We start from the raw sequence: 18641 nt of genomic DNA, 5'->3' as shown, positions 1-18641 counted from the left end.
ATTCTACCGCCGGGGTCCGACACACTCCCCGGGCCGAGGATCGCACCTCACACAGAGGTAATACGGAGCACCGCCGCGGCGACTGCCGCCAGTCCCAGCACGACCGCCGGCGCGATCGCATAGTCGCGGGCTCGCACGTGCGCGACGACGGCGCCGAGAAAGTACAGGGCGACACCGATCGCCGCCGCTACGCCGATCACCGGCACCACGAGCCCGATCAGCAACCCGGCGGCGCCTGCAGCCTTGGCGAGGGCTAGACGCGGCAGCCACGCATCGGGAACACCGAGTTCCGCGAAGCCCCCGACCAACTTCTCGTTGCGAGTGAAGGTGAGAAATGCCGAGGTACCGAGGGCCAGGGCGAGGACCACAGCGATGGCGGCATAGGCGATGAACATGAGCGACCTCCAATGGTTAATAAGGCAAGATCGTTGAAGCGTAACAATGATTGACGAGGCTCCAAAATGTAGGTGCTGATACGGTGACTGAATGGCTGCAGAACGGGTCGACGGCGCCCCCACCGACCGCCTCGGGTTCCTCCTCGCCTGGCGCGGCGAGGCCACCAGCGCCCGGATTCGCGGTGCCCTCGGGGTAACCGGACTGCACCCGCGCCACGCGATGACCCTGATGCACCTCGGCACCGGCCCGGTGAGCCAGCGAGCGCTCGCCGACATGCTCGAGGTCGACCCCAGCCAACTCGTCGCGATCCTCAACGAACTGGAGAGCGACGGCCTGGCCGAGCGGCGCCGCGATCCGGCCGACCGGCGGCGACACATCGTGGAGATCACCGAGGCAGGCACGGCGGCGCTCCGGAAGGTCGACTCCGCACTGAACGAGGCCGAACGCGAACTGTTTGCCGCCTTCTCCGAGCGCGACCTCGTGTCACTGAGGACCATGCTCGACCGGGTCGACGTGGCGTCCGTGCAGCACGAGTGCTCGGAAGACTGAGACGGTGACCGGCACGCTCGAGGTCCTACCCGTCCGATCCGGCCCGGCCACCCGAGAGACACTCCCCCAGCTCGAACGCGCGCTCGCGGGCGACGGCCCGGCGCTGCTCCCCGTGCCCGCCGACGACGACCGCGAGATCCGGCGCCTGACCGATGCCCTGCACCCGGGTGAGCCGATCGACGGATCAACCGCTCTGGTCGTCGCGACATCGGGGACCACCGGGACCCCCAAGGGCGCTCTGCTCACCGCCGCCGCGCTGCGCGCCAGCGGCGAGGCCACCCACGCCCGCCTCGGCGGTCCCGGGTCGTGGTTGCTGGCGCTCCCCGCACACCACATCGCGGGGATCCAGGTGCTGCTGCGCAGCCTGCTCGCCGGCACCGAGCCAGTAATAGTCGACGTCGCAACGGGTTTCGACCCCACCCTGCTGCCGGGCGCGATCGCGGCGATGACCGGACCGCGCCGCTACACCTCGCTGGTGCCGACCCAGTTGATCAAGGCGCTCGAGCACCCGGCGGCGACGGCCGCGCTGGCCGAGCTCGACGCGGTACTGCTCGGGGGTGCCGCGACCCCGGCGCCGGTGCTCGAACGGGCACGCACCGCGGGCATCAACGTCGTCCGTACCTACGGAATGAGCGAGACCTGCGGCGGCTGCGTGTACGACGGGGTACCGCTCGACGGGGTACTGGTGCGGATCGAGAACTCCCGCGTGCTGTTGGGTGGACCGGTGCTGGCCTCGGGGTACCGCGGACTGCCCGACCATCCGGCGTTCGCGGAACCGGGATGGTTCCGCACCGACGACGCGGGCCTGTTGTCGGACGGCGTGCTCTCGATCACGGGCCGGCTGGACGAGGCGATCTCGACGGGCGGGCTGACGGTCGTCCCGCAGGTGGTGGAGGCGGCATTGTCCGCCCATCCCGCGGTTGCCGAATGCGCGGTGTTCGGGGTTCCCGACGCGCGGCTCGGCCAGCGCGTGGTGGCGGCGGTCGTGCCTGCCGCGGGCACCGCGCCCACCCTCGTGGATCTGCGCGCCCACGTGGAGCGGACCGTGGACTCGACCGCGGCACCCCGCGAACTGCACCTGATGCCGGCGCTGCCGCTACGCGGACCCGGCAAGGTGGACCGCCGGGCACTGGCCGAGCAGTTCACCGGCCCCGCGACGGTATAGCGCTCTCACTCGGCGCGCTCCGATCCCGTCGAGGACTGCTCGCACCAGCTCGTCGACCAGGGTTGAGTCACCGGCCTTGCACCGCGACAGCAACGACTGTCGCGCCCCGGCAGTCCCCGCATGCGCGACGCAAGGCCCGTGCAAGGGCGGCCCCGCACTGTTGTGTCATTCGAATTCCACGAAAGGACACCGCATGAACCTCTCGGTTCCCCCCGCCATCGAAGCGGTTGGGTTGGTCAAACGATTCGGAGACGCCACGGCCGTCGACGGCGTCAGCCTCACCGTCCCGACCGGTTCCGTCTACGGCGTGCTCGGACCCAACGGCGCAGGCAAGACCACCACCGTCCGGATGCTCGCCACCCTGCTGCGACCCGACGGCGGGCAGGCCCGGGTCTTCGGCCACGACGTGGTGCGCGAACCCACCGCCGTCCGCTCCCTGGTGGGGGTCACCGGCCAGTACGCCTCCGTCGACGAGGACCTCACCGCCACCGAGAACCTGATGATCTTCTCCAGGCTGCTCGGACTCTCCCGATCGGACGCCCGCCGCAAGTCCGCCGAACTGCTGGAGGAGTTCGACCTCGTCGAGGCCGCAACCAAGCCACTGAAGAACTTCTCCGGCGGCATGCGCAGGCGTCTCGACCTGGCCGCCAGCCTGATCGCACACCCGCCGCTGCTGTTCCTCGACGAGCCCACCACCGGCCTCGACCCGCGCACCCGCGCCCAGATGTGGGAGACCATCCGCCGGCTCGTCGCGGAGGGCTCCACCGTCCTGCTCACCACGCAGTACCTCGACGAGGCCGACCAACTGGCCGACCGGATCGCGGTCATCGACCGCGGCAAGGTCATCGCCGACGGCACCGCCGACGAACTCAAGGCCTCGGTCGGGATGTCCGCGCTGCAACTCAAGCTCGTCGACAAGACGCGCGTCGAGCAGACCCGATCGCTGCTCGCCGAATCGCTCGGCGTCGAGGTCGCGATCACCCCGGAGGCGGGCAGGCTCACAGCCCCGCTGACCGACCCGTCGGTCATCCCCGAACTGCTGATCAGGCTGCGCGAGCACGGGATCGCGGTCGACGAGATCACGGTCAGCAAGCCCAGCCTCGACGAGGTCTTCCTCACCATCACCGGCCACGGAACCGACGAATCCGATTCCGCCGCAGCCGAGTCCGACACCGAACGGAGCGTCGCATGACCACCGCCACCCTCGCGCCCGACACCAGGAGCACCCATCCCGGACCGCCGCCCGCGGCTCGGTCGATCAGCCTGAGCGAGACCGTCGCACAGTCGATCACCATGGCCCACCGTGGCCTGATCAAGCTCAAGCACAATCCCGAGCAGCTGTTCGACGTGGTGATCCAGCCGCTGATCTTCACGGTGATGTTCACCTACATCTTCGGCGGCGCCATCTCCGGCGACGTCAAGTCCTACCTGCCGATCATCATTCCAGGCATCCTCGTGCAGACCGTCATCACGGCCTCGATCGTCACCGGCACCCAACTGCGCGAGGACATGGACAAGGGTGTGTTCGACCGGTTCAAATCCCTTCCCATCGCCCGCATCTCACCGCTCGCGGGCGCGCTGCTCTCGGACATGGTCCGCTACTTCATCGCCACCACCATCACCTTCGCCATGGGCCTGGCGATGGGCTACCGACCGGGCGGCGGCGTGATCGGCGTCGTCACGGCCGGACTGCTGGTGATGGTGTGCGCCTTCGCCATCAGCTGGATCTTCGCACTGATGGGCGTGCTGATGAACAAGGCCTCGTCGGTGCAGGGCATCTCGATGCTCATCCTGTTCCCGCTGACCTTCATGTCCAACGCGTTCGTGCCCTCCCACACCATGCCCGGCTGGATGCAGGCCTTCGTGAACGTGAACCCGGTCTCGCACCTGGTGACCGCGGTGCGCGATCTGGCCAACGACGGCCACTTCGGCATCCAGGTCGTATGGGCCCTGCTCGGTGCCGCGATCATCGTCGCGGTGATGGCACCGCTGACCGTCCGGACCTACATGCGCAAGACCTAGCCGCGGCGGTCGCCGCTCGAGAGATCCGTATCCCGTTCGGGGTACGGATCTCTCGTGTCGCGGCTACTCCGAATCGCTCGCCTCGGCGGTTCCCGAGCTCCCCGGGCGCGGCCACGGCCGCCCGGCCAGTCGCTCGATGTCGGTGTTGAACCGCTTGAGCCACCCGGCGAACGCCTCGACGTCCTCCGGAGCCCAGTCGGCCATCACGCTCCCCAGCGCCCGGACGTTGTAGGACCGTTCCGCCTCGAGGCGGCGCTCCCCCTCGGCGGTGATGGCGAATTTGCGGGCCATGCCGCCGTCGGGGTCCGGGATGCGTTCGACGAGTCCGGAATTCAGCATGGCAGAGGTCTGGCGATGCAGGGTCGAGGTATTGAGCCCGAAGGCATCGCTGAGCTCCCCGATGGACATCGGTCCGCCCATGCTGATCCTGCTGAGCAGCGTGTAGGCGCTGCGGTCGAGCTGATATTCGTCGCGCCGGGGCCGCGGGTTGTGCAGATTGAGATGCCGCCCGAGCAGCATCGTCTCGAACTCGATCAAGTGCGTGGGCTTGTCCATGCGGCCTTCCGTCGATCCCCGTGTCGCCCGCCGGTCCGGGCTTCCAGAGCGGGAGTCGCCTCGGTTGCACGATACCCATCGCATGCACGGTGCAGGGGATTTGCATAATGCAATTGATATGTATTGTGCATACTCTGTGTATCGAGCACATCCAGTGCTTTCGCGAAGTCGAGGAGATGGTCCGTGTCAGGTCCGAGCCCCACCGTCAACCCGAATGGCCTGGTCGGGGTGCTTGCCTTCACCGGCATCGTCGCCGCGCTCATGCAGACACTGGTCGTCCCCCTGATCGGGGACCTGCCGCGCCTGCTCGACACCACCGCGTCCAACGCATCCTGGGTGATCACCGCGACACTGCTGGCGGGCGCGGTCGCGACCCCGGTCACCGGACGACTCGGAGACCTGTACGGCAAGCGCCGCATGCTGCTGGTCTGCTCGGTACCGCTGATCGCCGGCTCGATGCTGTGCGCGGTGGCGTCGTCGGTACTGCCGATGATCGCCGGACGGGCCCTACAGGGCATCGGGATGGGCATGATCCCGCTGGGCATCAGCGCCCTGCGGGACCTGGTGCCGCCCGCGCGCCTGAACTCCTCGATCGCCCTGATGAGCGCGTCCATGGGAATCGGTGGCGCGGTGGGCCTGCCGCTCGCCGCGGCCGTTGCCGAGGGCACCAGCTGGCGCGTGCTGTTCTGGGGTGCCACCGCGTTGAGTGTCCTGGTCGCCGTGGCGATCTGGCGGTTCGTGCCGGGCACACCGGTGCTGGGCGCGGGCGGCCGCTTCGACCTGCTCGGCGCACTCGGGCTCGGCGTCGGCCTGGTGTGCCTGCTCACCGCTGTCTCCAAGGGCGCCATCTGGGGCTGGACCAGCGGCACCACCATCGGCCTCTTCGTCGCCGCCGTCCTGGTGCTGCTCGCCTGGGGCTGGTGGGAGCTGCGCACCGTGGATCCGTTGGTCGACCTTCGGGTGACCGCTCGGCGGCAGGTGCTGCTGACCAATATCGTCGGCGTGGTGATCGGCTTCGCGATGTACGCGCAGTCGCTGATCATCCCGCAGTTGCTGCAGCTGCCCGAGTCCACCGGGTTCGGCCTGGGTCAGTCGATGCTGGCGATGGGCCTGTGGATGGCGCCCGGCGGCCTGGTGATGATGCTGGTCGCCGCCCTCGGTGCCCGGCTCTCCACTGCGCGCGGACCGAAGATCACCCTGCTGGCGGGCAGCCTGGTCATCGCCACGGGCTACGGGTCCTCGATGCTGCTGATGGGCTCGACCTGGGGCCTACTGATTGTGGTCTGCATCTGCAGCGCAGGCATCGGCCTCGCCTACGGGGCGATGCCCGCGCTGATCATGGGTGCGGTACCGCTGTCCGAGACCGCATCCGCCAACAGTTTCAACACCCTGATGCGCTCCCTCGGCACCTCGATGGCCGCGGCCGTCGTCGGCGTGGTGCTCGCCCAGATGAGCGTCCAGGTCGGGGATTACACCCTGCCCACCGAGAACGGGTTCCGGACCGGACTGCTGATCGGCTGCGGGGTCGCCCTCGTCGCCGCCGCCGTCACCGTGGCCATCCCCGCACGCCGCGCGAGCACCCCGGTGCCGAGCCCCACCGCCGCCGAACCACACGAGCTGTCGAAGGCCTGATAGTCATCGGCTGCCCGCGCCCAGGCGCGGGCAGCCGATTCACAGTGGCGTTCTCTCCCCATCCGTACGGTCACGCAGCGCCACCAGGATCTCGTCACGCGCGACCCTCCGCGGCATCCGCTCGACCCGTGCCAGTTCCGCGTCCACCCGTTCCACGCCGAGCGCCTCGCGTGCCACGCCCAGGTGTCGCGACGACTGCATCGACGGAAAGTCCTGTCGGGCGGCGACCCTGGTCGACAGGGCGATCATCCGCAACCCGCCCGCGGGGTCCCGCCCGGTCGCGATGTCGAAGCTGCCCACCGCACACGCAACCCCGCCGGTCTGCGGAAGATCCGGGTAGCCGTCCGGCCCGAGATGTGTCATGACCATCCCCGCGTAGGTGTCGACCAGGTCCGCGATCTCGTCGCCGCGACCCGCCAGCGCGTGCGCGGCCACCGTCGCCGCCAGCAGCATGAAGCCGAACGGATCCGGGGTCACCCCCGTGTTCTCCCAGCCGACCAACTCCAGCGCGTGCCGGTACCCGCGCAGCCCCGCATCCACCGAGCCCTCGGCCAGGTCCACCTCCGCCATCGCCGCCGCGATCGCGCCCGCGCTCTGCCTGGCATCGCCAAGGCCGAACGTCGACCGGTCCCCCGCAATGGACAGTTCCACCTGCTCAACGGCCGACCCGCCCGCCACCAGTTCCCGTCGGGCCTCCTCGACACGGCCGGCACCGACCAGCGCGGCCCCGATATAGCTGCGCAGCGTGGTGCTCTCCTCGTACGCGTGCAGGTCCCAGAGCAGTTCGGCGGCCCGCCGGTAGTACCCGACCGCCTCCCCGTATCGCGCGGACTGCCCGGCGAGGCTGCCGAGGTGCTGCAGCACCATCGCCAGGCCCCAGACGTCTCCGCCTGCCTCCGCGATTTCCCTGGCCGCCATGGCGTCGGACCAGGAGCCGTACAGGTCGCCGCTGTTCTCCCGCAGGTTGGCCCGGGCCATGTAGGCCGAAGACCGTGCCGACGGGTTCTCGGACCGGATCGCACGAGCGAGCTTGCGGGCCAGACCCTTTCCCGATACGGGCATGGTCACCAGCGAGGCGTTCATCCGTACCGCCTCGTCGATGTCCGTCCGAGAGGCCAGGATCGCCCGGAGCCGCAGCCGGGTCACGGCCAGCGCCCTGCTGACACCGACGAACGCGGTGTGACCGACGATGACCAGGTAGGTCAGCGCCAGGCAGTTCCCCGACAGCGACTCCGGGCTGTACCGCCTGGGGTCGATCTCGAGGACCCGGGGCGCGAGTGCGATCACCTCGGAATGGGCCCCGCGGAAGGACCACGTGACACCCAGCACCGGGAACACGGTCAACGCGCCCACCCCGTCGCCGACGGACAGCGTGTGGCGCAGCACGGCGAGCAGGTTGTCGTGCTCGGCCTCGATCCGGAGGGCGGTGGCGACCTGATCGCCATCGAGGAAGTCCCGCACCGCATCCAGACAGAACGATTGTGCCCAGGCGACTGTGCGGGCAGCGACCTCGTCCGACTCGTCCGCGCCGGCCAACTCCCCGTCGCCGAATTCCCGCACCGTCTCGAGCATGTGGTAGCGCAGCGCCGAGGAATCCGCCCCCTCGACGACCGAGAGCATCGACTGGTTCACCAAACCGTCGAGGGCATCGGCGATATCGGACACCTCGCCCCACTGCGCCACCTCGACGGCCGCGGCGAGAGTGAAACCCGCAGGGAACCTGCACAATCGGCGCAGCGCAGCCTGCTGATCCGCTTCGAGCAGATTCCAACTCCACTCGATCACCGCCCGCAGGGTGCGGTGTCGCTCCGGCGAGGTCCGGTCACCGGAGCGCAGCAGCGCGAACCTGTCGTCGAGCCTGGCGTTGATCTCCGCGACGCTCATCGTGCGGACCCGGGCGGCAGCCAGCTCGATGGCGAGCGGTAGACCATCGAGCGTCCGGCACAGCCGCGCGACCTCCACCGGATCGAGCCGAGCCGCCGGACGCACGGCCAGCGCACGAGCCCGAAACAGATCCGTTGCGGGCGAACCGGACTCGTCGATCAGCAGGGGCGGCAACGGGTACACCGCCTCGGCGGTGATCGCCATCGGGGCCCGGCTGGTGGCCAGCACGGTCAGGTTCACGCTTGCCGCCACCAGGTCGGCCACCACCTCCGCGACATCGTCGATCAGGTGCTCGCAGTTGTCCAGGATCAACAGCGTCGGCCGGGCCGACAACGCCTCCCGGAGCCGGTCGCGAGCGTCGTAGATGCGAGCCCTGTTCAACGCGGTGCCGGGGGTGAGTTCGGCCTCACTGAGCCCGAGCGTGCCGCTGATCGCCGTGACCACGTCCTCGCCGCTGCGCAGCGACGCGAGCTCGACGAGGGCGACCGGAACCCGCTCCGCGGCCCGCGAGCCGAGCGCGTGCGCGACTCGGGTCTTTCCGGTTCCACCGGGACCGAGCACGGTCACCACCCGGGAGGTCGTCAGCAGGTCCTCGATCACGTCCAGGTCCGCCTGGCGTCCCAGCAGCGCGTTCGGCGCCGCGCGCAGGCCGACCGCCATCAGGGCAGGCCGGGGCGCGGCGCGGGCGGGCTCCGGCGCCGAGTCCGCCGGGAGCGCACGTACCGGCAGTTCCCCGCTCAGCACAGCGGCATTGAGCCGCACCAGTCGCGGCGACGGGTCGGTGCCGAGTCGGTCCGCGAGCCGGCGGCGGAGTCCGGCGAACACCTCCAGCGCGTCGTTCGCGCGGCCGAGTCCGTTCAGCACCACCATCAGCTGTTCGTGCGCGCGCTCGTCGAGCGGGGCGCGCGCTGCCATCTTCTCGGCCAGCGGCAGCGCCTCACCCAGTTCACCTCCCTCGATGAGGGCGACGACCTCCACCGCATCCAACGCGGCCAGTCGCGCCTGACCCTCGTCGACCAGCTCCCGCGCCAGCTCGCCTGCCGGCAGGTCCGCGCCGGGTTCGCCGCGCCACAGCGCCTTGGCCCGGCGGATCGTGTCGATGGCCCCGCGCGGGTCACCCTCGGAGATCAGCTGCTGCGCCTGTTGCTCCCACATCCGCGCGAGCGTGAGGTCGACCTGCGCACGGGTGAGGTCGAGCCGATACCCGGCGGGCCCCATCTCGATCGCACCCTCGGGCAGTGCCCCACGCAACCGCGAGATCTGGGTGTGCAGCGCATTGATCGGCGAACGCGGCGGCGTGTCTCCCCACACGTCCTCGATCAGGGCCTGGGCACTGCGGCTGCGGCCGGGCCTGCAGGCCAACGCCACCAGCAGGCTGCGCGCCCGTGCCCCCGGCAACGGCACCAGCTCACCGCCTCGGCGCGTCGAGATATCACCCAAAAGGGACACGACAATCAGTGGCCGGGGATCAGCGGTCACTGCGGAGTCGCTCGTATCGGGTTGCACCGGCGACAATGCTAATCGGAGCGGCGGTCCGCATGCGGAATGTGGGTAGGTGCAAGGATCGCTTCATGGCTTCTGTCTCGCAGTGGATCGAGGGTGCCCGACCGCGCACCCTGCCGAACGCGATTGCCCCGGTGCTGGTCGGTACCGGCGCCGCGGCCTCCCTGGGCGGCGCGGTGTGGTGGAAGGCCGTGCTGGCCCTGGTGGTCTCGGTGGCGCTCATCGTCGGGGTGAACTACGCCAATGACTACTCCGACGGAATCCGCGGCACCGATGACGTCCGGGTCGGGCCGCTGCGGCTGGTCGGCTCGAAGCTCGCCTCGCCCGCCGCCGTGAAGCGGGCGGCCTTCGCCTGTTTCGCGCTCGCCGGGGTGGTCGGGGTGGTGCTCGCCCTGACGTCCGCCTGGTGGTTGATCCTGGTCGGTGCGCTGTGCATCGCCGGCGCCTGGTACTACACCGGAGGCAGGAATCCGTACGGGTACAGCGGGTTCGGCGAGGTCGCGGTGTTCGTCTTCTTCGGACTGATCGCCGTGCTGGGCACCCAGTTCGTCCAGGCGGAGCGGATCGACTGGGCGGGCGCGGTCTCGGCCGTCGCGGTCGGGTCGTTCTCGAGCGCGGTGCTGGTGGCGAACAACCTGCGCGACATCCCGACCGACACCGAGTCCGGCAAGCGCACCCTCGCGGTGCGGCTCGGCGACCGGGGCACCCGCACCCTGCATCTGGCACTGCTGGTGGTGCCGTTCGTGGTGACCCTGGTCCTGGTGGCCCGCACCCCGTGGGCGCTGGTCGGATTGGTCGCACTTCCGTTGGCGGTCAAGGCCAATGCCCCCGTGCGTTCCGGCGGACAGGGCCTGGCCCTGATCCCGGCGCTGGCCGGAACCGGGCTGGCGATGCTGGTGTGGGGCGCGACGACCGCGCTTGCACTCGGCCTTGGCTGAGCTGAGCTGAGCTGAGGGGGCACCCTAGAGCGCCGAGCAGACGAACGGCGCGGCACCCGCGTACAGGTTGTCGAACGGGTTCGCGTCGAGCCCGACTCCGAAGGCGGACGCGCCGACGGGGTTGAGGATGAGCGCGGTGGAGAAGGTGTCGTTGTCGTAGACCACGGTCTTGCCCGGCGCGATCTCGGCGGCATGGTTCGTCACCGCGTACGTCAGCGGAATCCACACCGAGGTCCCGACCCCGCGCACCGGCGCCGACCCGACATTGGTGACCGTCGTGAAGACGTGCGCGGAGGTACGCCAGTCCGCGGGGCCGGTGCCCGTCGTGCGGCAGCCGTAACCGACGCTGACCGGCTGCCTCAGCGTTTCGCCGAGGGCACCACCGCGGTGAGCACGAAGTTCACGATCGAGATGATCAGGGCACCCCAGACCGCCGTCCAGAACCCGTCCACGGAGATACCGAACTCGGTCGTCTCGGTGATCCACGAGGTGAGCATGAGCATCAGCGCGTTGATCACCAGGGTGAACAGGCCGAGGGTGAGGATCAACAGGGGCAGCGACAGCAGCTGCACCAGCGGCTTGATGAAGGCATTGATGACAGTGAACACGAACGCGATGAACAGGATCACCAGGATGTCGTTGCCCGTCCCCCCGTCGGAGGTGGCGATGTCGATGCCGGTCACCCAGGAGGAGGCCAGCCAGATCGCGATCGCGTTGATCGCCAGACGAATCAGCAAAGTCATGCGTGCATGCTGGCACACCGGAGAGAAGCAGGCGGCGCGGCGGCGGCCCAGCGGCTAGAAAGGACGGGTGATCCGTTCGGCCACCGCCACAGACCTCGTCCGCCTGCCCGCCATCGAGATCGCCGCGGGCGTGCCGTTCCGCTCGGTCGGGATGGACGCGGTGGCCGACGACGCCCCGCCCACGGTGAGCGAGTTGGCCGAGTATCAGCGCGCGGGCCGGGCCTGGGTCGCGACGACGGACGACGACAGCCCGATCGGTTACGCGCTCGCCCTGGTGGTCGACGGCGCCGCCCACATCGAGCAGGTGTCCGTCGACCCCGCCCACGCCGGGCGTCGACTGGGGGCGGCGCTGATCGACGAGGTCGAGCGCTGGGCCGCCGAGAGACGCCTCCCCTGGCTGACCCTCACGACGTTCACCGAGGTGCCCTGGAATGCCCCGTACTACGAGCGGCTGGGGTTCCGGGTGGTGCCCGCCGACGAGCTGACGTCCGGGCTGAGGTCCATCCGCGAGCACGAGGCGGAACACGGCCTCGACGCCTGGCCGCGGGTGACCATGCGGCGCATCGTGGGATCGACACTTCCCCCGCAACCGAACCGGCGCGATACTGACTGAGGGAGGGCCCCGGCCGGGTTCGAGCACGCGGACGACCCGGGCGGCGCAACGCCGGGGGCACGAGGAGCCATCATGAGCGTGGTCGTCATCCTGCATTTCGACGTCGCGGATGTATCCGCGGCCAAGCAGTCACTCGCCGACAACGCCGCCTTGCTCGACGAGATCGGCGGCGACGCCAAAGGCCACGGTGCTCGACATCACCGGTTCGCGGCGAACTCGGGCGGACTGGTCGCGGTCGACGAGTGGGACAGCGCGGAGGGCTTCCAGAAATTCTTCGACGGTAACGACAAGGTCGCACGGGTCACGGCGGCGGCGGGCGTCCAGGGCCCACCGACGATCGAGGTCCTGGAACCGGTCGAGGCGGCGGGCACCTTCTGACCGAGCGGGCCGCCCCCCCAAGGCCCTAGGCCGCGCGGTCGAGCAGTTCGAGAATCTTCCCGCGCAGTTCGTCCGGGTCGACCTGCGCAGCCATCACGTCGCGGGCGCCCGCGTCGTCGCCGCGGAGAAGGCCGAGCAGGATGTGTTCGGCACCGATGTGATCGTCCTTGCGTGCCAGCGCTTCACGGAGCGAGAGCTCGAGGGCCTTCTTCGATGCCGCCGCGAACGGGGTGTGCCCGCCGACCAGCCGGCCGAACCAGCCGCGCCGCTCGCCCGGTTCCGCACGATCGAGGGCGTTCTCACCGAAGCCCGCCTCGAGGCTCTCCCGCACCGCATCGAGATCGATGCCGATCGACCTGAGCGCCTCGGCGTCCTCCGCGCCGAGCGCCTGGCCGCCCCGAGCCTCGGCTGCCGCGGCACGCGTCGCCTCGAGGGTGAGTCCGGCATCGTCGAGCGTGCGCCCCAGCGGGGTGCCTACCGCTGCCGCGACCACGCCGAGCAGCAGGTGCTCGGTGCCGATCTGCGGGGCCTTGAGCGCCTTGGCCTCCGCCTGCGCCCCGATCACCGCGGTGCGCGCCTCGGTCGTGAACCGTTCGAACATCCCGCTACCTGCCCTTCCTGTTGTGTTTCTGGTGAACTGCCTGCCTGCTGACCTCGAGCGAGTCGGCGATGGCCTGCCAGGACCAGCCCTGCCTGCGGGCGTTCTGGACCTGGATCGTCTCCAGTCGTTCGAGCAGCCTGCGCAGCGCGAGCACCGCCCGCAGGCCCACCTTGGGGTCGGGGCTGCCCGCCGCGGCCGCCAGATCCGTTGCTTCGGTCATGTTTGTCAATTTAAATTGACATCTCGAACCTGTCAAGCGGGGTTGACACGAAGGGCCGCGACCGGACAGCGGCTACCTTGGTGATGAGTTGACGTCGACCCGAGGAGCATCACCGATGGCATTGCCCAAGACCGCCGTATCCGCGCTCGCCGCAGGAGGACTCGTCGGCGGTTTCGCCGTCGCCCAGCAGACCGGCAACCGCCCGCTCGGCGGCGCCGTGCTGGCCGCGGTCGGCGCAGTGTGCACCACCAGCTGGGTGCAGGGATCGGGACCCGCACGGGGTGCCGCGCTGCTCGCCACCTACCTCGGCGCGTTCGGCGCCTCACATCCGCTGGCGAAGAAGATCGGCGCGTGGCCGTCGGTGGGAGCGGTGGCGGCGGGCACCGCCCTCGCCTCTCAGCTGATCAGCAAGAGCTAGGTCGGGCTCAGCCCGCCTGTCGCCCGCTCAGAAGAGCGACTTCGGCTTGATGTGCGCGACGATGGCGTGGATGGTTCCGTCCGGTACCTCGAAGGTCTCGGTGATCTCGACGGTCATCAGGCGCAGATCGCCGACGCCCGCGTCCAGCAGGTACGTGGTGGTGACGACGTCGCCGGACTCGGACATCCGCAGGTCCCTGATGCCCCGGATCACCCGGTACTGCGGGCCGTGCTCGAGGTCCCTGGCCATCTGCGGGCCGTTGAAGCCGGTCTTGAGCCCGGCCTCGACCCGGGTCGCGTCGGGGGCAAACTTCACGGCGGACGCATCGTGCGAGATCAGCGCATCGATGTAGGCCCTGGCCACCGCCTCGCGCTCGGTATCGACCCGCGCCGGGTCGGCCGATACGGCCGGGCCGGCGGTCGCGGGTCCGGCCGCGATCACCGCGACTGCCACCGCAGTGGCGATTCCGGCGGCCGACAGGGCGAGAATTCGACGAGTGCGCATGCGCGAATCCTAGCTAGAACCTGTTCCAGATGCGACGAGTTCCGGCCGCACGCCAGACGATCGACCCGACCGTTCCGTCGCGGAATCGGCCGGACTGCGGGACGATCGACACAGGCGAGAGCCGTGCCGCGGGCAATCCCGCCCCGCCACCGCCCCGGTTCTCCGAACCGAACGGATCCGGACATGACTGCCGTGACCAAGTTCGCCCGACTGGCCGTACCCGCCGCCCTCGCCACACTGTGCGCGGTGAGTGTCGGCGCGCCCGCACTGGCCACGCCGCCGTCGGGCGTGACCGCGGAGGATCTCGCCGAGCTCGAACTCAACCCGTCGTTGCTCCCCCCTCCGCCGCCAGGGCACCCGCCGGTCCCCGGCGAGGTGGAGGGCACCCTGCGCCGGATCGTGATCGCCCCCGGCGGCAGCACGGGATGGCACCACCACAACGGCCACGTCCAGGGGATCGTCGCCGCGGGCACGCTGACCCGCGTGTTCGCCGACTGCTCCCGCCAGGTCTCCCCCGCCGGCTCGTGGGTCACCGAGGACCCCGGCGGGGACCACGTCGGACTGAACCTGGGAACCGAGCCGGTGGTCCTGCTCGTGACGTATCTGCTCCCCGACGACGAACCCTTCGCCGAGGACGCGCCCGCGCACTGCCCATGAGGACCATCGAGCGGTGACCGGCACACCGGGCTTGACCTCAAGTTCACTCGAGGTTCTACGGTCGGTGCAGACGGGCGGGCAATCCGGGTATGTCGGACCCCCTCCGTAGCGTTGCACCGGTCACACCAACCCGAGAGGTCCACCATGAGCATGGAATCCGTCGCGTGGAGCTCGATGTACCGCATGATGAACTCCCACGACGAGAAGCGGCCGTTCTCGATGGCGACGGTCCGTCGAATCCTCGGCTTCGCCAAGCCACACCACCGCAAGCTCGCAAAGTTCCTGCTGATCAGCGTCGTGACGGCCGCCCTCGCCGTCGCCACGCCCGTGCTGGCGGGACGCGTGGTCGACGGCATCGTCAACGGCTCCGACGCAAGCGTCGTGATCAGACTCGCGGTGTTGATCGCGCTGATCGCGATCGTCGAGGCGGGCCTCGCGCTGTACAACCGCTTCCTGTCCGCGAGCATCGGCGAGGGCCTGATCCTCGACCTGCGCACCGCGGTCTTCGACCACGTGCAGAAGATGCCGATCGCGTTCTTCACCCGCACCAGGACCGGGGCGCTGGTCAGCCGCCTCAACAACGACGTCATCGGCGCCCAGCGGGCGTTCAGCGACACCCTCTCCGGGGTCGTCGCAAACCTGGTCACCCTCACCCTGACACTCGTCGTGATGCTCAGCATCTCCTGGCAGATCACCGTGCTCTCGCTGCTGCTGCTGCCGGTCTTCGTGTTGCCCGCCCGCCGGATCGGATCCCGGATGGCGCACCTGCAGCGCGAGGCGGCGAACCACAACGCGACCATGAGCACGCAGATGACGGAGCGGTTCTCCGCTCCCGGCGCGACGCTGGTCAAGCTGTTCGGCCGTCCCGCCGAGGAGTCCGCCGAGTTCGCCACCCGCGCAGGACGGGTGCGCGACATCGGGGTGCGCACCGCGATGGTGCAGTCCGCCTTCGTCACCGCGCTGACCCTCGTCTCCGCCCTGGCCCTCGCGCTGGTCTACGGGCTCGGCGGCTTCTACGCACTCAAGGGTCAGCTCGACGCGGGTTCGGTTGTGGCCCTGGCGCTGCTGCTGACCAGGCTGTACGCACCGCTGACCGCCCTCGCGAGCGCACGGGTCGAGGTGATGAGCGCGCTGGTCAGCTTCGAGCGGGTCTTCGAGGTGCTCGACCTCGAGCCGCTGATAGCCGAGAAGCCGAACCCGGTTCCGGTGCCGGACGGACCGGTGTCGGTGGAGTTCGACAAGGTGCGCTTCGCGTACCCGTCCGCGGACAAGGTGTCGCTGGCCTCGCTCGAGGAGGTCGCGCAGCTCGACAACCGCGGCGGTGTCGAGGTCCTGCACGAGCTGTCGTTCCGCGTGGAGCCCGGCCAGATGGTCGCGCTGGTCGGCTCGTCCGGCGCGGGCAAGTCGACCATCGCGCAACTCGTGCCCCGGCTCTACGACGCCGACTCCGGCGCCGTCCGGCTGTCGGGGGTGGACGTGCGGGACCTGTCCGCGGCGTCGATCCGCGGCGCGGTCGGGATGGTCACCCAGGACGGGCACCTGTTCCACGAGTCGATCCGGGCGAATCTGCTCCTGGCCCGGCCGGGAGCGACCGAGGAGGAGCTGTGGGAGGTGCTCGGTCGGGCCCGCCTGACCGAACTGATCGCGGCCCTGCCCGACGGACTGGACACCGTCGTCGGTGAGCGGGGATACCGCCTCTCGGGCGGCGAGCGTCAGCGACTGACCATCGCCCGCCTGCTGCTCGCGCACCCGCGGGTGGTGATCCTCGACGAGGCCACCGCACACCTGGACTCCACCTCGGAGGCCGCGGTGCAGGCTGCACTCGGCGAGGCACTGGCCGGCCGGACCTCGGTGGTGATCGCGCACCGACTGTCCACGATCCGGGCCGCGGACCAGATCCTGGTCATCGAGGAAGGCCGGGTCCTCGAGCGCGGCACCCACAACGAGCTGCTCGCCGCCGGCGGACGGTACGAGGAGCTGTACCGCACCCAGTTCGCGGACACCGACGCCGACGCGAAGGTCACCGCGAGCTGAGAGTCCGGGCAGGCCGCGGTCGACGATCGCGGCCTGCCCGGTCACGGCGCTCGGATCGGGCCGGACCTATCCGGTCGCGGTGACCGCGGCCAGCACCGACTCGAGCGCCGACGCGGTGACCGAGGAGTCCAGCCCGACGCCCCACCGTGTGGTCCCGTCGATTCGGCACTGCGCGAACGTGATCGCCCGGCCGTCGCCGCCCTCGCCCACCGACTGCGCCGCCAGGCTCAGCACCTCCACCTCCCACCCGCGCTCGGACAGGATCCTGGTCAGCGCATCGACGGGTCCGCTCGCAGTCGCAGCCCCCACGACGGGTGCGCCGCCCACCGCGGCCTCGATCCGCAGCTCATCACCGGCCTCCCGGTGCTCGACCGTCCACCGCGCGAGCTCACCGCGGTTCCCGTACTCGGCGAGCAGCAGGTCCCACAGCTGCTGCGCGGTCACCTCGACCCCACTGTCGTCGGCGGTGCGCTGCACCCGACGCGCGAAGTCGATCTGCAGACCCCTTGGCAGGTCGATGCCGTACCCGCTCTGCAACAGGTACGCGATGCCACCCTTGCCGGACTGGCTGTTCACCCGGATCACGGCCTCGTAGTCGCGGCCGACGTCGCGGGGGTCGATCGGCAGATAGGGCACGTCCCATGACGCCCGGTCCGGATCCGTCCCCGCAGCCCGTGCCGCGGCGTGATGGTGGGCGAAGCCCTTCTTGATCGCGTCCTGATGAGTGCCCGAGAACGCGGTGTACACCAGGTCGCCGCCGTAGGGATGGCGCTCGTGCACGTCGATCCTGTTGCAGTGCTCCACCGTTCGGCGCACCGCGTCGAGGTCGGAGAAGTCGATCATCGGGTCGACGCCCTGGGCGTGCAGGTTCAGGCCCAGCGTCACCAGGTCCACGTTCCCGGTCCGCTCGCCGTTGCCGAACAGGCAGCCCTCCACCCGCTGCGCGCCCGCCAGCACCGCCAGTTCCGCGGCCGCGACGCCGGTGCCGCGATCGTTGTGCGGGTGCACCGAGAGGATCACCGAGTCCCGCCTGGCCAGGTGTCGGTGCATGTACTCGATCTGATCCGCATAGACGTTCGGGGTGGCGATCTCCACCGTCGCGGGCAAGTTGTGGATCACCGGCCGGTCCGGGTCGGCGTCCCACAGTTCGGTGAGGCTGTTGCACACCTCGAGGACGAAGTCCGGCTCGGTCAGGTTGAACACCTCGGGCGAGAACTCGAAGCGCGTGCCGGTCGCGGTGTCGCCACACCGGGCCACGTCCTGCGCCGCGTCGAAGATCAAGCGGTGTAGCTCATCTCGATCGCGTCCGAGCACGACCGACCGCCAGGTCGGCGCTGTCGCGGTGTACATGTGCAGCACCACGTTCGGCAACCCGCGCACCGATTCGAAGGTTCGCTCGATCAGGTCGGTGCGGGCGGCGGTGAACACCACGATGGTCACGTCGTCGGGCACCAGCCCGAGCGTCGCGAGGTCGCGGACGAAATCGAAGTCGGTCTGGCTGGCGGAGGGGTAGCCGACCTCGATCTCCTTGTAGCCCATGGCGATCAGTTGCTCGAAGAAGCGGCGCTTGCGCGCCGGGTCCATCGGCTCGGCCAGCGCCTGATTGCCGTCGCGCAGGTCGACGGGCACCCAGAGAGGCGCGATGGTGGTCCGGTTCGATGGCCACGTGCGTTCGGTCAGCGGCACCGGCACCCGGTCGATGTACGGCCGGTAGCGGTGCGAGGGCATCGGGGACGGGGCTTGGGGGTTCCAGTTCACGGTGGGTCTCCTGTGCGGATCGAGATCGATCGACCGGCACGGCCGAACCCCGCGGCGGGGAGCCGGTCCGG

Annotated in this window: 20 protein-coding genes; 11 read left to right on the top strand and 9 right to left on the bottom strand. The window is 69.9% G+C overall.

All coding sequences use genetic code 11. From position 1 onward, the window contains the following. Positions 1-47 precede the first annotated feature (47 nt). On the bottom strand, positions 48-395 hold the full coding sequence (locus tag JOE46_RS23435; protein ID WP_209928645.1) for a DoxX family protein: 348 nt from the start codon (positions 393-395) through the stop codon (positions 48-50). Between the two features lie 91 nt (positions 396-486). On the opposite strand from JOE46_RS23435, the gene JOE46_RS23430 reads away from it, so the two are divergent. The 4 genes from JOE46_RS23430 (at position 487) to JOE46_RS23415 (ending at position 4132) form a co-directional block, all read left to right on the top strand. Beyond that, complete coding sequence (locus JOE46_RS23430) at positions 487-945, top strand: MarR family winged helix-turn-helix transcriptional regulator (RefSeq protein WP_209928643.1); 459 nt, start codon at positions 487-489, stop codon at positions 943-945. Positions 946-949: 4 nt separating this feature from the next. Beyond that, the gene (menE, locus tag JOE46_RS23425; protein WP_097210314.1) at positions 950-2110 is read left to right on the top strand and encodes an o-succinylbenzoate--CoA ligase; all 1161 of its coding nucleotides are present in this window, start codon (positions 950-952) and stop codon (positions 2108-2110) included. A gap of 193 nt (positions 2111-2303) precedes the next feature. Next, the gene (locus tag JOE46_RS23420; RefSeq protein ID WP_209928641.1) at positions 2304-3302 is read left to right on the top strand and encodes an ATP-binding cassette domain-containing protein; all 999 of its coding nucleotides are present in this window, start codon (positions 2304-2306) and stop codon (positions 3300-3302) included. Next, entirely contained in the window at positions 3299-4132 is an 834-nt protein-coding gene (locus JOE46_RS23415) for an ABC transporter permease (protein ID WP_077040709.1), read from the top strand. The genes JOE46_RS23420 and JOE46_RS23415 overlap by 4 nt, the downstream gene beginning before the upstream one ends. 63 nt (positions 4133-4195) lie before the next feature. Here the strand turns inward: JOE46_RS23415 and JOE46_RS23410 are convergent, their stop codons facing one another. Then, positions 4196-4687, bottom strand: a complete 492-nt coding sequence (locus JOE46_RS23410; RefSeq protein WP_097210312.1) for a MarR family winged helix-turn-helix transcriptional regulator — start codon at positions 4685-4687, stop codon at positions 4196-4198. A 183-nt stretch (positions 4688-4870) separates the two neighbouring features. Between JOE46_RS23410 and JOE46_RS23405 the strand changes: the two genes are divergently transcribed. Further along, positions 4871-6319, top strand: coding sequence for an MFS transporter (locus tag JOE46_RS23405; protein ID WP_097210311.1), 1449 nt, complete (start codon positions 4871-4873; stop codon positions 6317-6319). Between the two features lie 39 nt (positions 6320-6358). Here JOE46_RS23405 and JOE46_RS23400 read toward each other — a convergent pair whose 3' ends face one another. Then, complete coding sequence (locus tag JOE46_RS23400) at positions 6359-9652, bottom strand: BTAD domain-containing putative transcriptional regulator (RefSeq protein WP_269588582.1); 3294 nt, start codon at positions 9650-9652, stop codon at positions 6359-6361. A gap of 122 nt (positions 9653-9774) precedes the next feature. Between JOE46_RS23400 and JOE46_RS23395 the strand changes: the two genes are divergently transcribed. Next, positions 9775-10644 (top strand): 1,4-dihydroxy-2-naphthoate polyprenyltransferase, encoded by an 870-nt coding sequence (locus JOE46_RS23395; protein WP_209928639.1) that lies wholly within the window; start codon positions 9775-9777, stop codon positions 10642-10644. A gap of 24 nt (positions 10645-10668) precedes the next feature. On the opposite strand, the gene JOE46_RS23390 is transcribed toward JOE46_RS23395, so the two are convergent. Both JOE46_RS23390 and JOE46_RS23385 read right to left on the bottom strand, forming a co-directional pair. Continuing rightward, entirely contained in the window at positions 10669-10893 is a 225-nt protein-coding gene (locus JOE46_RS23390) for a hypothetical protein (RefSeq protein ID WP_209928637.1), read from the bottom strand. 110 nt (positions 10894-11003) lie between these two features. Next, positions 11004-11387, bottom strand: coding sequence for a phage holin family protein (locus tag JOE46_RS23385; RefSeq protein ID WP_097210309.1), 384 nt, complete (start codon positions 11385-11387; stop codon positions 11004-11006). Positions 11388-11454: 67 nt separating this feature from the next. Between JOE46_RS23385 and JOE46_RS23380 the strand changes: the two genes are divergently transcribed. Both JOE46_RS23380 and JOE46_RS23375 read left to right on the top strand, forming a co-directional pair. After that, positions 11455-12000 carry a GNAT family N-acetyltransferase gene (locus JOE46_RS23380; RefSeq protein WP_097210308.1) on the top strand — a complete coding sequence of 182 codons (546 nt, stop codon included), beginning with the start codon at positions 11455-11457 and terminating at the stop codon, positions 11998-12000. Positions 12001-12072: 72 nt separating this feature from the next. Continuing rightward, entirely contained in the window at positions 12073-12378 is a 306-nt protein-coding gene (locus JOE46_RS23375; RefSeq protein ID WP_097210307.1) for a hypothetical protein, read from the top strand. A 25-nt stretch (positions 12379-12403) separates the two neighbouring features. On the opposite strand, the gene JOE46_RS23370 is transcribed toward JOE46_RS23375, so the two are convergent. Both JOE46_RS23370 and JOE46_RS23365 read right to left on the bottom strand, forming a co-directional pair. Next, the gene (locus tag JOE46_RS23370; protein WP_097210306.1) at positions 12404-12979 is read right to left on the bottom strand and encodes a Clp protease N-terminal domain-containing protein; all 576 of its coding nucleotides are present in this window, start codon (positions 12977-12979) and stop codon (positions 12404-12406) included. A gap of 4 nt (positions 12980-12983) precedes the next feature. Then, positions 12984-13199 carry a hypothetical protein gene (locus JOE46_RS23365; RefSeq protein ID WP_027500706.1) on the bottom strand — a complete coding sequence of 72 codons (216 nt, stop codon included), beginning with the start codon at positions 13197-13199 and terminating at the stop codon, positions 12984-12986. A 115-nt stretch (positions 13200-13314) separates the two neighbouring features. On the opposite strand from JOE46_RS23365, the gene JOE46_RS23360 reads away from it, so the two are divergent. After that, the gene (locus tag JOE46_RS23360; protein ID WP_097210305.1) at positions 13315-13617 is read left to right on the top strand and encodes a hypothetical protein; all 303 of its coding nucleotides are present in this window, start codon (positions 13315-13317) and stop codon (positions 13615-13617) included. Positions 13618-13644: 27 nt separating this feature from the next. Here the strand turns inward: JOE46_RS23360 and JOE46_RS23355 are convergent, their stop codons facing one another. Further along, complete coding sequence (locus JOE46_RS23355; protein ID WP_097210304.1) at positions 13645-14121, bottom strand: hypothetical protein; 477 nt, start codon at positions 14119-14121, stop codon at positions 13645-13647. Between the two features lie 183 nt (positions 14122-14304). Between JOE46_RS23355 and JOE46_RS23350 the strand changes: the two genes are divergently transcribed. Further along, positions 14305-14778, top strand: a complete 474-nt coding sequence (locus JOE46_RS23350; protein WP_245221153.1) for a cupin domain-containing protein — start codon at positions 14305-14307, stop codon at positions 14776-14778. 144 nt (positions 14779-14922) lie between these two features. Further along, complete coding sequence (locus JOE46_RS23345) at positions 14923-16812, top strand: ABC transporter ATP-binding protein (RefSeq protein ID WP_097210302.1); 1890 nt, start codon at positions 14923-14925, stop codon at positions 16810-16812. 66 nt (positions 16813-16878) lie between these two features. Here JOE46_RS23345 and JOE46_RS23340 read toward each other — a convergent pair whose 3' ends face one another. Beyond that, the gene (locus JOE46_RS23340) at positions 16879-18540 is read right to left on the bottom strand and encodes a 2-isopropylmalate synthase (RefSeq protein WP_179800452.1); all 1662 of its coding nucleotides are present in this window, start codon (positions 18538-18540) and stop codon (positions 16879-16881) included. Positions 18541-18641 lie beyond the last annotated feature (101 nt).

It is taken from the genome of Rhodococcus sp. PvR099 (genome assembly GCF_017833315.1).
Taxonomy (GTDB): Bacteria; Actinomycetota; Actinomycetes; order Mycobacteriales; family Mycobacteriaceae; genus Rhodococcus_G; species Rhodococcus_G oryzae.
The sequence above is the reverse complement of the archived record's forward strand: the minus strand, read 5'-3'. Positions and strand labels throughout refer to the sequence as shown.